13 protein-coding genes are annotated in these 13,390 nt (G+C 60.4%); 6 read left to right on the forward strand and 7 right to left on the reverse strand.

What is annotated here, in order from left to right:
• Nucleotides 1-32 precede the first annotated feature (32 nt).
• Together T3A99_RS24920 and T3A99_RS24925 are read right to left on the reverse strand one after the other, a co-directional pair.
• The gene (locus T3A99_RS24920; protein WP_047226360.1) at nt 33-452 is read right to left on the reverse strand and encodes an organic hydroperoxide resistance protein; all 420 of its coding nucleotides are present in this window, start codon (nt 450-452) and stop codon (nt 33-35) included.
• A 363-nt stretch (nt 453-815) separates the two neighbouring features.
• Complete coding sequence (locus tag T3A99_RS24925; protein WP_047226361.1) at nt 816-1,277, reverse strand: MarR family winged helix-turn-helix transcriptional regulator; 462 nt, start codon at nt 1,275-1,277, stop codon at nt 816-818.
• A gap of 161 nt (nt 1,278-1,438) precedes the next feature.
• Here T3A99_RS24925 and T3A99_RS24930 point away from each other — a divergent pair, with 161 nt between their 5' ends.
• Nucleotides 1,439-2,173, forward strand: a complete 735-nt coding sequence (locus T3A99_RS24930) for a sulfite exporter TauE/SafE family protein (protein WP_047226362.1) — start codon at nt 1,439-1,441, stop codon at nt 2,171-2,173.
• Here the strand turns inward: T3A99_RS24930 and T3A99_RS24935 are convergent.
• A complete protein-coding gene (locus T3A99_RS24935; protein ID WP_171061402.1) occupies nt 2,163-3,017 on the reverse strand; it encodes a LysR substrate-binding domain-containing protein in 855 nt (284 codons plus the stop codon). The two genes, T3A99_RS24930 and T3A99_RS24935, sit on opposite strands and share 11 nt — an antisense overlap.
• Before the next feature lie 97 nt (nt 3,018-3,114).
• Here T3A99_RS24935 and T3A99_RS24940 point away from each other — a divergent pair, with 97 nt between their 5' ends.
• Nucleotides 3,115-3,336 (forward strand): DUF1127 domain-containing protein, encoded by a 222-nt coding sequence (locus tag T3A99_RS24940; RefSeq protein WP_047226364.1) that lies wholly within the window; start codon nt 3,115-3,117, stop codon nt 3,334-3,336.
• Nucleotides 3,337-3,400: 64 nt separating this feature from the next.
• Complete coding sequence (locus T3A99_RS24945; protein ID WP_047226365.1) at nt 3,401-4,630, forward strand: winged helix-turn-helix domain-containing protein; 1,230 nt, start codon at nt 3,401-3,403, stop codon at nt 4,628-4,630.
• 133 nt (nt 4,631-4,763) lie between these two features.
• Here T3A99_RS24945 and T3A99_RS24950 read toward each other — a convergent pair whose 3' ends face one another.
• The gene (locus T3A99_RS24950; protein WP_047226366.1) at nt 4,764-6,110 is read right to left on the reverse strand and encodes a class II 3-deoxy-7-phosphoheptulonate synthase; all 1,347 of its coding nucleotides are present in this window, start codon (nt 6,108-6,110) and stop codon (nt 4,764-4,766) included.
• Nucleotides 6,111-6,245: 135 nt separating this feature from the next.
• On the opposite strand from T3A99_RS24950, the gene T3A99_RS24955 reads away from it, so the two are divergent.
• Complete coding sequence (locus tag T3A99_RS24955) at nt 6,246-7,001, forward strand: spermidine synthase (RefSeq protein ID WP_047226367.1); 756 nt, start codon at nt 6,246-6,248, stop codon at nt 6,999-7,001.
• A gap of 338 nt (nt 7,002-7,339) precedes the next feature.
• Nucleotides 7,340-9,013: a DEAD/DEAH box helicase gene (locus T3A99_RS24960; RefSeq protein ID WP_047226368.1), complete on the forward strand. Its 1,674-nt coding sequence runs from the start codon at nt 7,340-7,342 to the stop codon at nt 9,011-9,013.
• 185 nt (nt 9,014-9,198) lie between these two features.
• On the opposite strand, the gene T3A99_RS24965 is transcribed toward T3A99_RS24960, so the two are convergent.
• Entirely contained in the window at nt 9,199-9,966 is a 768-nt protein-coding gene (locus tag T3A99_RS24965; RefSeq protein ID WP_322834911.1) for a class III extradiol ring-cleavage dioxygenase, read from the reverse strand.
• Nucleotides 9,967-10,070: 104 nt separating this feature from the next.
• Between T3A99_RS24965 and T3A99_RS24970 the strand changes: the two genes are divergently transcribed.
• Nucleotides 10,071-10,724, forward strand: a complete 654-nt coding sequence (locus T3A99_RS24970) for a thiopurine S-methyltransferase (protein ID WP_322834912.1) — start codon at nt 10,071-10,073, stop codon at nt 10,722-10,724.
• A 192-nt stretch (nt 10,725-10,916) separates the two neighbouring features.
• On the opposite strand, the gene htpX is transcribed toward T3A99_RS24970, so the two are convergent.
• Together htpX and T3A99_RS24980 are read right to left on the reverse strand one after the other, a co-directional pair.
• On the reverse strand, nt 10,917-11,804 hold the full coding sequence (gene htpX / locus T3A99_RS24975) for a protease HtpX (protein WP_047226371.1): 888 nt from the start codon (nt 11,802-11,804) through the stop codon (nt 10,917-10,919).
• Between the two features lie 299 nt (nt 11,805-12,103).
• A complete protein-coding gene (locus tag T3A99_RS24980; RefSeq protein WP_047226372.1) occupies nt 12,104-13,315 on the reverse strand; it encodes a pyridoxal phosphate-dependent aminotransferase in 1,212 nt (403 codons plus the stop codon).
• Between the last annotated feature and the right edge of the window lie 75 nt (nt 13,316-13,390).

A 13,390-nucleotide genomic window follows, 5' to 3' on the forward strand; every position in this document is an offset into this window, starting at 1 on the left:
CATCTCCTTAAGTGCAGGCTGGAAGGCGTTGGTTAAACGGTGACGTGCAGGCGCACATCGACGTTGCCACGAGTGGCGTTGGAGTACGGGCAGACTTGGTGAGCTGCGTCCACCAGGCTCTGTGCATCGGCCAGGTCCAGACCGGGCAAGCTGATGTGCAGGTCGATGTCGAGGCCGAAACCACCGGGGATCTGGCCGATACCGACATGGGCGGTGATCGAGGCGTCATCCGCAATCTTGCGCTTGCTTTGGCTTGCGACGAATTTCAGGGCACCGATAAAGCAGGCCGAGTAGCCGGCAGCGAACAGTTGTTCCGGGTTGGTTGCCGCGCCGCCTGCACCGCCGAGTTCTTTGGGGGTGGCGAGTTTGACGTCCAGGATGTTGTCGCTGGAGATTGCACGACCATCACGGCCACCGGTGGAAGTTGCGATTGCGGTGTAGAGCGTTTGCATGGTGAGAGCCTCGGTTTTGGTTGCTGTTGCAGCGCTAAATATTTGTGCGCTAAGTAGGTGTGAGGCAAATGTATAGCACTAATATTTTGCGCGCAAGATAAATTTTTAAGGGGAATTGAATTTCGCTCGCTCAAACGGCGTAGATCCCTTGAGATAGAGCGGTTTCATCAGCTGAAAATTTTTTTTCAGGGAGGGGCGAAGGGGGGCAGGAGGTGATCGGACTGGTGCCATCGCGAGCAGGCTCGCTCCCACAACGATCTGTGTTAAACACAAAAAGTGCGTTCACCAAAGATCAAAATGTGGGAGCGAGCCTGCTCGCGATAGCGTTGGGGCAGTTGACGGTGCTGCTGGACAGGCTGCGTTTCAGAGGCTGTCTTGCAAATTCCCGCGCAGCTCTTGCAGGTCATGCTGCAGCTTCTTCAATTGCTCCAGGGTCTGGCCACTGGCGCCGAGAATGCACTGGGGAATGTTGAGGGCCTTTTCCTGCAGGGCGCGTCCCTGTTCGGTGAGCTCGACGATGACCACGCGTTCATCCTCACGACTGCGGGTGCGGCTCAGCAAGCCCTCGGCCTCCAGGCGCTTGAGCAACGGGGTCAGTGAACCCGGATCGGTGAGCAGGCGGTTGCTGATTTCCCCGACAGTCAGGCCGTCCTTTTCCCACAGCACCATCATCGCCAGGTACTGCGGATAAGTCAGGCCCAGGGCTTGCAGCAGCGGCTTGTAGACTTTGGTCATCAGCAGCGACGTGGAGTGCAGGGCGAAGCACACCTGGTTGTCGAGCAACAGGGCTTCGCAGGGGTCGGGGGTGTCGCGTTGGGTGCTCATGGCAGAACCTTCAATCAATGATCGCTACGAATCTAGCGGGCGAACCTTTAATGCGCCAGATAATTCTGACGTTCTGATCGGAAGTTGCGTTCCCCCGCGAGCGCCGACTGCGTAGGATAAGCGCCCTGATCAAGGGGGAATCGGCTGTGATCGAAGGTGTGATGTATCTGGCGTTCGGTGCCGCATTGGGCACTTTGGGGGGATTGTTCGGGATTGGTGGCGGGTTGATCGCCATTCCGGTGCTGGGCCTGTTGTTCGGCCTCGATCAGCAGATCGCCCAGGGCACGGCCCTGGTGATGGTCGTGCCAAACGTGATGCTCGCTTTGTGGCGCTACCACCAGCGCAATCGCATTGAAATGCGTCATGTACTGCCACTGGCCTCCATGGGTTTTTGCTTTGCCTGGCTTGGCTCGATCTGGGCGGTGGGTATCGACGCGCAAAGCATGCGAATCGGCTTCGTGGCCTTCCTGATCGTGCTGGCGGCCTACAACCTGATTCGCATGTTTGCCGCCAGCCCCCCGGCTTCGGCGCAGATGCGTTATGGCTGGCCGTGGCTCGCCGTGTTGGGGGCGGCGTCGGGGACCATGGGCGGATTGTTCGGTGTCGGCGGGGCGGTCGTCGCGACGCCGTTCCTGACCAGCCTGTTCGGTACCAGTCAGGTGGTCGCCCAGGGATTGTCTCTCTCGTTGGCCTTGCCCAGTACTGGTGTGACCCTCGCCACGTATGCGGTGCATCACCAAGTGGACTGGTGGATCGGCCTGCCGCTGGCCGCTGGTGGCCTGCTCAGTATCAGTTGGGGGGTAAAAGTCGCCCACGCCATGCCGGAGCGGCTGCTGCGCGGGCTGTTCTGCGGTTTCCTGGTGCTGTGCGCGATCTTGCTCGCCTTTAAAGTTTGAAACCTTCGACGATGTGCTCGGCCAGGCACTCGGTGATCGGCGACGGATTATGCAGGTTGCGGATCAGCATGATGCTCGCTTCGGGCAACTGCGGCAGGTTTTCCGCCTCGCCCAGCACGCGCATGTCCGGGGTCAGCAGGCTTTCCAGTTGCGCGGTGATCGCCAGGCCCGCGCCAACCACTGCCATGAGCGCCGACAGGCTCGAGCTGTTGTACGCCACGCGATAATCGCGGCCCATGGCATCCAGTGCATTGCAGGCCCATTGCCGGCAGAAGCAATCACTGTTGAACATCGCCAGCGGCAACGGTGTTTGTTCGTGGACGTTGAAGCATGCCGCTTCGGCCCAGACAAAGCGCTCCTTGCGCAATAACTGGCCGATTTCGTCCCCCGGTTTACGGGTGACGATGGACAGGTCCAGATCCTGGCGCAGCAGCAACTGCTTGGACGACTCGCAGTGCACTTCAATTTCGATCAAGGGATAGAACTGGGCGAAGCGCTGCAGGATCCCCGGCAAAAAACGCATCACATAATCGTCCGGGGTGCCGATGCGCACCGTGCCGACCATGTGCGGCTCACGCAGGGTGTTGAACACTTCGCTGTGCAGCTTGAGGATCCGTCGGGCGTAGCCGAGCAACACTTGGCCTTCGGCGGTCAGCTTGACCTGGCGCCCGTCACGCTCGAACAGCCGCCGCTGCAATACATCCTCTTCCAGTCGCTTCATCTGCATGCTGACGGCGGACTGGGTGCGATTGACCAACTCACCGGCACGGGTGAAACCGCCCTGGTCAGCGATGGCGACAAAGGTACGCAGCACTTCCGTATCGATGCTCGGGTAACTCGACAATTGATCAATCTCCGAGATGTATTGCATAAGAAACATTCGTTGGATTGATCTTAGCGTTAGCGTGAGACTTGAGCCATCCCCAACGGAGGACATCACGATGAAAGGTCAAAAAGGTTATCTACTGATAGAAAAACTCTCATCCCATGGCTTTTCCATCAGCGCTCTGCTGCACAAGTTTAGCCGCTGGTACGAATTGCACCACGAACGTGAACTGCTTGCCGGAATGAGCGATGAGGCGCTCAAGGACATCGGCGTCAGCCGTGCCGACGTCGAAAAGGAAGTGGTTCGGCCATTCTGGGATGACCCGATGCACAAATGAGCCATCCTTCCCTACACAAACCGCTTAATGGTGAGGTAGGTTGCGAGCAGACAAGGAGATCTTCATGCCCGCGACTCTGTCCTTTACCCTCAAACAGGCCCGGCGTCTGGCGCTGGCCGCCCAAGGATTCGACGGGCGGCCGACGTCAGCTTCGGTGCAACCGGCGCGCCTTAACCGCCTGATTGAACGCCTCGGCGTCCTGCAGATTGATTCGGTCAATGCATTGGTGCGTTCGCACTACCTTCCGCTGTTTTCCCGTCTCGGTCACTACCCCCCTGATTTGCTCGACCAGGCAGCCTGGAGCCAGGGCCGACGCCGTACGCTGTTCGAATATTGGGGGCATGAAGCCTCATTGCTGCCGCTGGCGATGTATCCGCTGATGCGCTGGCGCATGGAGCGTGCGTCCCGCGGTGAGGGCATTTATCGACAGTTGGCGCAGTTCGGTCAGGAGCGTCAGGATGTCATTCGTCGCGTACTGGCTTCGGTCCGCGAGCAAGGCGCCGTGGGGGCGGGCAGCTTGTCCACGCGCCAGGAAAAGGCCGGCCCCTGGTGGGACTGGAGCGCCGAGAAGCATGCGCTGGAATGGCTGTTCGCGGCGGGTGAAGTGACGGTGGCGGGGCGGCGGGGCTTCGAGCGGCTTTACGACTTGCCGGAACGCGTGTTTCCGTCCTCGGTCCTGCAACAACCGCTGCCGGACGAGCCCCAGGCTCAGCGCGCCTTGCTGCTGCATGCTGCCCAAGCCTTGGGTGTGGGCACCGAGAAAGATTTGCGCGACTATTTTCGACTCGATCCGGCCGATAGCCGTGGACGACTGGCCGAACTGGAGGAGGCCGGTGAACTGGTGCGCTGCCAGGTGCAAGGCTGGAAGCAACCGGCCTGGTGCCGACCCACCGCGAAGATTCCCCGCAAGGTGGCGGCCAGTGCGTTGTTGTCGCCCTTCGATTCACTGGTCTGGGAGCGCAGCCGTACCGAGCGGCTGTTCGACTTCCGTTATCGACTGGAGATTTATACCCCGGCTCACAAGCGGGTGTACGGCTACTACGTGCTGCCATTCCTGCACAACGAACGTATCGCCGCGCGGGTGGATCTGCGGGCGGAGCGGGCTTTGGGTCGATTGGCGGTGCATGCCGTGCACGAGGAGGCGCCGGGGCTGGACGAGGAAGGGATGCAGGCTTTGGCGGTGAACCTGCGACGCTTGGCCGACTGGCTGGGGTTGGCGCGGGTCCAGCTCAATTGCGCTCGGGCGGGTGGGGTTCGGCTGGCGGGGGCGTTGGCTGAGGTGGGGGGTGACTGAACTGGCCTCATCGCGAGCAGGCTCGCTCCCACAGTTGACCTTTGATGAACACAGGATTTGTGAACGCCGCGGTCAATGTGGGAGCGAGCCTGCTCGCGATAGCAATCCAACAAACGGCGAATGACTTACTGACTCACCGCCTCACCTGCTTCAACGTCTCGGCAATCAAAAACGCCAGTTCCAGCGACTGATCGGCATTCATCCGCGGATCGCAATGAGTGTGGTAACGGTCCGACAGCCCATCCTCGGTGATCGGCCGCGCGCCGCCAATGCACTCGGTGACGTTCTGCCCGGTCATTTCGATGTGGATGCCCCCGGCATAGGTGCCCTCGGCTTCGTGAACCTGGAAGAACTGTTTCACTTCCCCGAGGATTTGCGCGAAGTCCCGGGTCTTGTAACCGCTACTGGCCTTGATGGTGTTGCCGTGCATCGGGTCCGAACTCCACAGCACCTGCTTGCCTTCTCGTTGCACGGCGCGCAATAGCTGCGGCAGGTGATCGCCGACCTTGTTCGCGCCCATTCGCGCGATCAGGTTAAGCCGCCCCGGATCATTGTCCGGATTGAGCACGTCGATCAGACGGATCAAGTCGTCGGGGTTCATGCTCGGGCCGACCTTGACGCCGATCGGGTTGTTCACCCCGCGCAGGAATTCGACATGGGCACCGTCCAACTGACGGGTGCGGTCACCGATCCACAGCATGTGGGCCGAGCAGTCGTAGTAGTCGTTGGTCAGGCTGTCGCGGCGCACGAAAGCTTCTTCGTAATTGAGCAGCAGCGCTTCGTGGGCGGTGAAGAAGCTGGTTTCGCGCAATTGCGGCGAGCTGTCCATGCCGCAGGCGCGCATGAAGGCCAGGGTTTCGTCGATACGGTCGGCCAGGTGGCTGTACTTCTCAGCCAAGGCCGAGTTGGCGATGAAGTCCAGGTTCCACTTGTGCACCTGATGCAGATCGGCGAATCCGCCCTGGGCGAAGGCCCTTAGCAGGTTCAAGGTGGCGGTGGACTGATGGTAGGACTGCAGCAGCCGCTCCGGGTCCGGTACGCGGCTTTTTTCGTCGAAGCCGATGCCGTTGACGATGTCGCCGCGATAGGCCGGCAGGGTTACCCCGCCAATCGTCTCATCGTTGGCCGAGCGCGGTTTGGCGAACTGTCCGGCCATACGACCGACCTTGACCACCGGGCAACCGGCGGCGAAGGTCATGACGATGGCCATTTGCAGCAACACCTTGAAGGTGTCGCGGATCTTCGCCGCCGAGAACTCGGCAAAGCTCTCGGCGCAGTCGCCGCCCTGCAGCAGGAAGGCCCGGCCTTGGGTGACTTCGGCGAACTGACGGCGCAACTCCCGGGCTTCACCGGCAAACACCAGCGGCGGATAACTGGCCAGGGTCTGCTCGACCTGCAGCAAATGCGCCGCGTCGGGGTATTGGGGTTGCTGCTGGATCGGCAGGGCGCGCCAGCTGTCAGGGCTCCAGGGTTGGCTCATCATGATCTCTAGGTGGTTTACGCTCGGGCTGCCATGTTATCAGCAAATTAGTGCGTGACCTGTTTGCGTCGCTTCGCGGACAATCGCGCTTTTGCCCCGGTTATGTTCAGGGTCAGCGCAGCCACAGGAGATGAAATGACAGAGGAGCGCGTCGAGCATTTGCTCGCCGAAGTGCATGACGAGTTCGGTGTTATCCGGGTTCTCGAAGTGGCGGACTACCGTTTTCTGGAATTTGGCGATGCCATCGAACAGAGCTGCGTGTTCACGGCCGACCCGAGCTGGCTCGAATATGATTACACCCGCGCCATGTTGATTGGCGCGTTGTGCCACGAGCAGCCGGAAAGCGCGCTGTTTCTTGGGCTGGGCGCCGGGACGCTGACCCAGGCTTGCCTCAAGTTTCTGCCGCTGGAAGATGTCGAAGCCATCGAACTGCGCCCCGATGTGCCGCGCCTGGCCATCCAATACCTGGGGCTGGACGACGATCCGCGGCTGTACATCCGCGTCGGCGATGCCCTGGAGCTGCTTGAAACCGCCGAGCCTGCGGATTTGATCTTTGTCGACCTCTATACCGACGTCGGCCCTGGCGTCGGGCACCTGGCCTGGGGTTTTCTGGAGAACTGCCAGAAACGCCTCAACCCCGGCGGCTGGCTGGTGATCAACCAATGGGCCACCGACGACGGCAAGCCATTGGGCGCGGCGCTGCTGCGCGGCTTGTACCACCGGCATTACTGGGAGCTGCCGGTTAAAGAAGGCAATGTCATCCTGATCGTGCCGGCGGATCTGGACCAGGAACTGGACATGCAAGGACTGGTCGCCCGGGCCGAAGGGCTGGCGCCGCGGCTGGGTTATTCGTTGCAGTCGTTGATCAAGGCCATTCGCCCGGCGACTTGATAGGCAAGCTGTCGGAAGGTAAATCGTTTAAGCCGGCTGTCCCGACGCCCATGACAGCCAGTCCCATAACCGGGTTTGGCAATAAAAAATCTCCCTTTTCGGGCGATTTCCGGTATAGTGCGCGCCGGCCTTTAGCCGGGCCGCGTCAAGGTAGCGCAATTCCCCGAAGCCAGCTTCGGTTGCATGTCCGCACAACGGATGCTTCCACGACGTTCTTTTTCATTCATTCGTTTTCGCAAATCCCCGCCGACAAAGCAGCCAGGGCGACTCTTGAGTCTCAACACGGCATGCGCAGCTTTGGAGCATGGGTCTTTGCGGATGCACTTAGAGGCAGACCCATGACCCAGGAAACCGGCGGCTTCGTCGCTTTTAATCTTAATCCGAACATTCTTGCAGCCGTCATTGCGACCGGTTACGAAGAACCTTCGGCTATTCAGCAGCAATCGATCCCGATCATCATGGCCGGTCACGACATGATTGGTCAGGCGCAAACCGGTACGGGTAAAACCGCCGCGTTCGCCCTGCCGATCCTGCATCGCATCGATCCTGCTAAGCGCGAACCGCAAGCCCTGATCCTGGCGCCAACTCGTGAGTTGGCGCTGCAAGTAGCAACCGCTTTTGAAACCTACTCCAAGCAGATGCCTGGTGTAACCGTTGTGGCTGTTTACGGCGGCGCTCCAATGGGCCCGCAACTCAAAGCCATCCGTAACGGCGCGCAGATTGTTGTCGCCACTCCGGGCCGTCTGTGCGACCACCTGCGTCGTGACGAAAAAGTCCTGGCCACCGTGAACCACCTGGTTCTCGATGAAGCCGACGAAATGCTCAAGCTGGGTTTCATGGATGACCTGGAAGTCATCTTCAAGGCCCTGCCAGCGACCCGTCAGACTGTATTGTTCTCGGCCACTCTGCCGCAGTCGATCCGCGCCATTGCCGAGCGCCACCTGCGCGATCCGCAACACGTAAAGATCCAGACCAAGACCCAGACCGTCACCGCGATCGAACAGGCTCACCTGTTGGTTCACGCCGACCAGAAGACCTCGGCCGTACTGAGCCTGCTGGAAGTCGAGGATTTCGACGCCCTGATCATGTTCGTACGTACCAAGCAAGCGACCCTGGACCTGGCCAGCGCCCTGGAAGCCAAAGGCTACAAAGCCGCTGCGCTGAACGGTGACATTGCCCAGAACCAGCGTGAGCGTGTGATCGACTCCCTCAAGGATGGCCGTCTGGACATCGTTGTGGCCACTGACGTTGCCGCCCGTGGCCTGGACGTTCCGCGCATCACCCACGTGTTCAACGTGGACATGCCGTACGATCCGGAATCCTACGTTCACCGTATCGGCCGTACTGGCCGTGCCGGTCGCGAAGGTCGTGCACTGCTGCTGGTCACCCCGCGTGAGCGCCGCATGCTGCAAGTGATCGAGCGTGTAACCGGTCAGAAGGTCGCCGAGGTTCGCCTGCCGGACGCCCAGGCAGTTCTCGATGCCCGCATCAAGAAGCTCACCAACAGCCTGTCGCCACTGGTGGCTGACGCCGAATCGACCCACGGTGATCTGCTCGATCGCCTGACCGCCGACATCGGTTGCACCCCACGTGCCCTGGCCGCTGCTCTGCTGCGCAAGGCCACCAATGGCCAGGCGCTGACCCTAGCTGCGATCGAGAAAGAACGTCCACTGGTGCCGAACAACGCACCGCGTGGCGATCGTCCAGAGCGTAGCGGTGATCGTCCGGACCGTGGTGATCGCGAGCGTCGTGCGCCGATCCCGCTGGCCGAAGGCCGTGCGCGCTGCCGTACTGCGCTGGGTGCCCGTGACGGCATCGCGGCCAAGAACCTGCTGGGCGCCATCCTCAACGAAGGCGGTCTGGCTCGTGAGGCCATCGGTCGCATCCAGGTACGTGACAGCTTCAGCCTGGTAGAGCTGCCGGAAGATGGTCTGGAGAAGTTGCTGACCAAACTGAAGGACACTCGTGTCGCCGGCAAGCAGCTTAAACTGCGTCGCTATCGCGAAGATTGATCCGCTCTCGGGCTGATTGATCGAACATAAAAAATCCCCGACTGGTTCGGGGATTTTTTTTTGCCTGAAGTTGGGTGTCTTTTCAGGGCGAGCCCATCGCGAGCAGGCTCGCTCCCACAGTGGCACAGGTAAATGCAGTCAAATGTGGGAGCGAGCCTGCTCGCGATTGAACGCGACTCGGTTCATCAGTCAAACCGATAGATGTCCATCCCCAAAGCCCCCAGGGTGAACCCCTGATGGGCAACGCTGAATTCACCTCCCGCACCCCGGGCAAAATACAACGGCAACAAGTGCTCGTCACTGGGATGGCTGCGCACGGCGTGGGGTGCCTGGCGACGGTAATCATGCAGCGCGGCTTCGTCGTCCTCTGCCAATTTCTCCACCATCCAGTCACGAAAAGCCTTGGCCCAGGGCTCAATGCTTTCGGGGCCGGCGTTCCAGTTCAGGTCGCGCAGGTTATGGGTGATGCTTCCTGAGCCGATCAGCAACACGCCTTGCTGGCGCAGGCTCGCCAAGGCCCGGCCGACCTGGGTTTGCAGCGCCGGCCCTTGTCGGCTGGGCAGGGAGATCTGCACGACGGCAATCTCGGCCTTGGGGTACATCAAGGACAACGGCACCCACACGCCATGATCGCAGGGTCGCTCTGTGTCCAGGCGTGCCGGCAGGTGTGCGGCGTTGAGCAGGGCCGCCACTTGCCCCGCCAGTTGTGGATCGCCCGGCGCCGGATATTGCACTTCGTACAGAGCCGGCGGGAAGCCGCCGAAGTCGTGCCAGGTCCGTGGATGCGGATTGGCGCTGACCAGCAGTTCACTGCTTTCCCAGTGCGCGGACACGATGACGATGGCTTTGGGTGTGGGCAGTTGCGCGGCGAGGCGAGCCAGTGCCGGGCCGCTGTCGCCGGGTTCCAGGGCCAGCATCGGTGAGCCATGGGAGATAAACAGGCTGGGCAGCATGAACGGACTCCTGAGCGTTAAGATGTCGCCATCTTCTGTCAGGTCTATGATCTAAATCTAATATAAGTTTTAGCCCGTTTTAATCGGTTTTTCTGGAGTGAGTGATGGAGCCTGAGTTTTGGCACAAGCGCTGGTCAACGAATCAGATCGGTTTTCATCTGCCAGAGGTGAATCCCTATCTGCAACGTTTCTGGTCGCAACTGGGGGTTGAGCAGGGCAGTCGGGTGCTGGTGCCCCTATGCGGGAAGACGCTCGACCTCTTGTGGCTTGCCCAACAGGGGTATTCGGTACTGGGGGTGGAGCTGTCGGAAAAAGCCGCCGCGGATTTCTTCCTTGAGCATCAGCTTGAGCCGAGCGTGAGTGAAGAGGGCGCATTCAAGGTGTTCCGTGCCGCTGACATTGAAATCCGCTGCGGTGATTTCTTTGCCCTGAGCCCGGAGGATGTGAGCGATTGCACGGCGCTGTACGATCGCGCTGCATTGATCGCCCTGCCTGGGCCGATGCGGGAGCGGTATGCGGCTCATCTGCAGAAGATTCTGCCGCAGTGTGTCGGATTGCTCATTACTCTGGATTACGCGCAGGATGAAATGCCTGGCCCGCCGTTTTCCGTAGGGGATGGCGAAGTGCAGAGGCTGCTGGGCGAGGTCTGGCGGCTGGAGGTATTGCAGGAGCAGGATGTGCTGGGGGAAAGCTGGAAGTTCTTGCAGGCTGGCGTCAAAAGGCTGGATGAGCGGGTGTATCGGGTTTCCAGTCGTTGATGTGGCGTGCCCGCTGGCCTTATCGCGAGCAGGCTCGCTCCCACAGTTGATCCGTTGCGAACTGTGAATTGGCGCTCGCTGAAGCCCCTTGTGGGAGCGAGCCTGCTCGCGATGGGGCCAGACCAGGCAACTCATAAATCAGGCAGAAAAAAGCCCGCATCGCTGCGGGCTTTTTCTTGAAGCTTGAACCTGTCAGCCGCGACGACGCAGTGCGTCGATACGCTCTTCCAGTGGCGGGTGACTCATGAACATGCGAGCCAGGCCTTGCTTGATGCCACCGTTGATGCCAAAGGCATTGAGGGTGTCGGGCATGTGTACCGGCAAACCTTGCTCGGCACGCAGGCGTTGCAGGGCGCCGATCATGGCGCTGGTGCCAGCCAGGCGTGCGCCGGCATCATCTGCGCGGAACTCACGTTTGCGCGAGAACCACATGACGATGGCGCTGGCGAGGATGCCCAATACCAACTCGGCGAAAATGGTCGCCACGTAGTAGGCGATGCCCTGGCCTTCTTCATTCTTGAAGATCACCTTGTCGACGAAGTTGCCGATGATGCGGGCAAAGAACATGACGAAGGTGTTCACGACGCCCTGGATCAGCGCCAGCGTCACCATGTCGCCGTTGGCGACGTGACCGATCTCATGGGCCAGCACAGCCTTGACTTCATCCGGCGAAAACCGCTCGAGCAAGCCCTGGCTGACGGCGACCAGCGCGTCGTTCTTGTTCCAGCCGGTGGCGAAGGCGTTGGCCTCGTAGGCTGGGAAGATGCCCACCTCCGGCATCTTGATGCCGGCTTCGCGTGACAACTGCTCGACGGTTTGCAGCAGCCATTGTTCGTGGCGAGTGCGCGGCTGAGTGATGATCTGGGTGCTGGTGCTCATCTTCGCCATCCACTTGGAGATGAACAGCGAGAACAGGGAACCGGCGAAACCGAACACCGCACAGAAGATCAGCAGCTGACTGAGGTTGAGGTCAACCCCGTTGGCCGCCATGAACCCGTTGAAGCCAAAAAGGCTCAGGGTGATGCTGGCAATCAGCACGACCGCCAGGTTAGTGGCCAAAAACAGCAGGATGCGCATCATGGTTGTGGAAATCTCCTCATGCTAAAGATGTAGCGTTATGCGGGGTATATAAGGTGCCGCCGCAGGCTATTCAACACGCCGACTATTTCAAACTGTGTCCTACACGCGTCGCAAATGTTTGAAAGACTTTTCTGAAAGTGACCGCGGAAAAGAAAAGGAGCGCCCGTACCCCGTGAACGTTGAGTCGCGCCGCGCACCGTCTGCCGCGCCTTCAGTGTAGAAGGCCTGCCGCAACGGGCGAAACGGATGTGTTGCTGAATCAAACAGCGTGCGAGTCGTCCCCTCGCACGCCACCTGGATTACTGGCGGTAGGACTTGAGGAAGTTGCCGATCCGGCCAATGGCCTGGTCCAGGTCGTCGACCCGGGGAAGGGTCACGACGCGGAAGTGATCCGGCCATGGCCAGTTGAACGCCGTGCCCTGGACCACCAGCAGCTTTTCGGACAGCAGGAGGTCGAGGACGAATTTTTCATCGTTGTGGATCGGGCAGACCTTCGGGTCGATCCGCGGAAAGGCGTACAACGCACCCATTGGCTTGACGCAACTGACACCAGGAATGTCGTTGAGCAATTCCCAGGTACGGTTGCGTTGCTCCAGCAACCGGCCCTGGGGCAGGACCAGGTCGTTGATGCTCTGGTAGCCACCCAGCGCTGTCTGGATTGCGTGTTGGCTCGGTACGTTGGCACACAGGCGCATATTGGCCAGCATGTCGATGCCTTCGATGTAGCTCTGGGCGTGATGCTTGGGACCGGAAATAACGATCCAGCCGGAGCGGAAACCCGCCACCCGATAGGATTTGGACAGGCCGTTGAAGGTCAGGCACAACAGGTCCGGCGCCAGGGAAGCGGTACAGACGTGCACGGCATCGTCGTACAGGATCTTGTCGTAGATCTCGTCGGAAAACACCACCAGGTTATGCTGGCGAGCCAGTTCCAGCATGCCCAGCAGGACCTCCCTGGAGTACACCGCGCCAGTGGGGTTGTTCGGGTTGATGATCACCAGTGCCTTGGTGTTCGGGGTGATCTTGGCCTTGATGTCCGCCAGGTCGGGAAACCAGTTGGCCTGTTCATCGCACAGGTAATGCACCGGGTTGCCGCCCGACAGGCTCACGGCGGCGGTCCACAATGGGTAGTCCGGGGCCGGCACCAGCACCTCATCGCCGTTGTTGAGCAAGGCCTGCATCGACATCACGATCAGTTCGGACACGCCGTTGCCCAGGTAGATGTCTTCGATGCCGACACCTTCGACCTGTTTCTGCTGGTAGTACTGCATCACGGCCTTGCGGGCGCTGAACAGGCCCTTGGAGTCGCTGTAGCCCTGGGCGGTCGGCAGGTTGCGGATAACGTCCTGGAGGATTTCATCGGGCGCTTCGAAACCAAAGGGTGCCGGGTTGCCGATGTTCAGCTTGAGGATGCGATGGCCTTCCTCTTCCAGGCGTTTGGCGTGCTTGAGCACCGGGCCGCGAATGTCGTAGCAGACGTTGGCGAGCTTGTTCGATTTGCTGACCTGCATGGCGATGTGTTCCCGAAAATGAACGATCCAGGCGGCGAGTGAACTACCGTACTGGGGATCCTGCGTCTGTGCCCA

Source organism: Pseudomonas sp. N-137 (assembly GCF_034555295.1).
GTDB classification, from domain to species: Bacteria; Pseudomonadota; Gammaproteobacteria; order Pseudomonadales; family Pseudomonadaceae; genus Aquipseudomonas; species Aquipseudomonas rhizophila.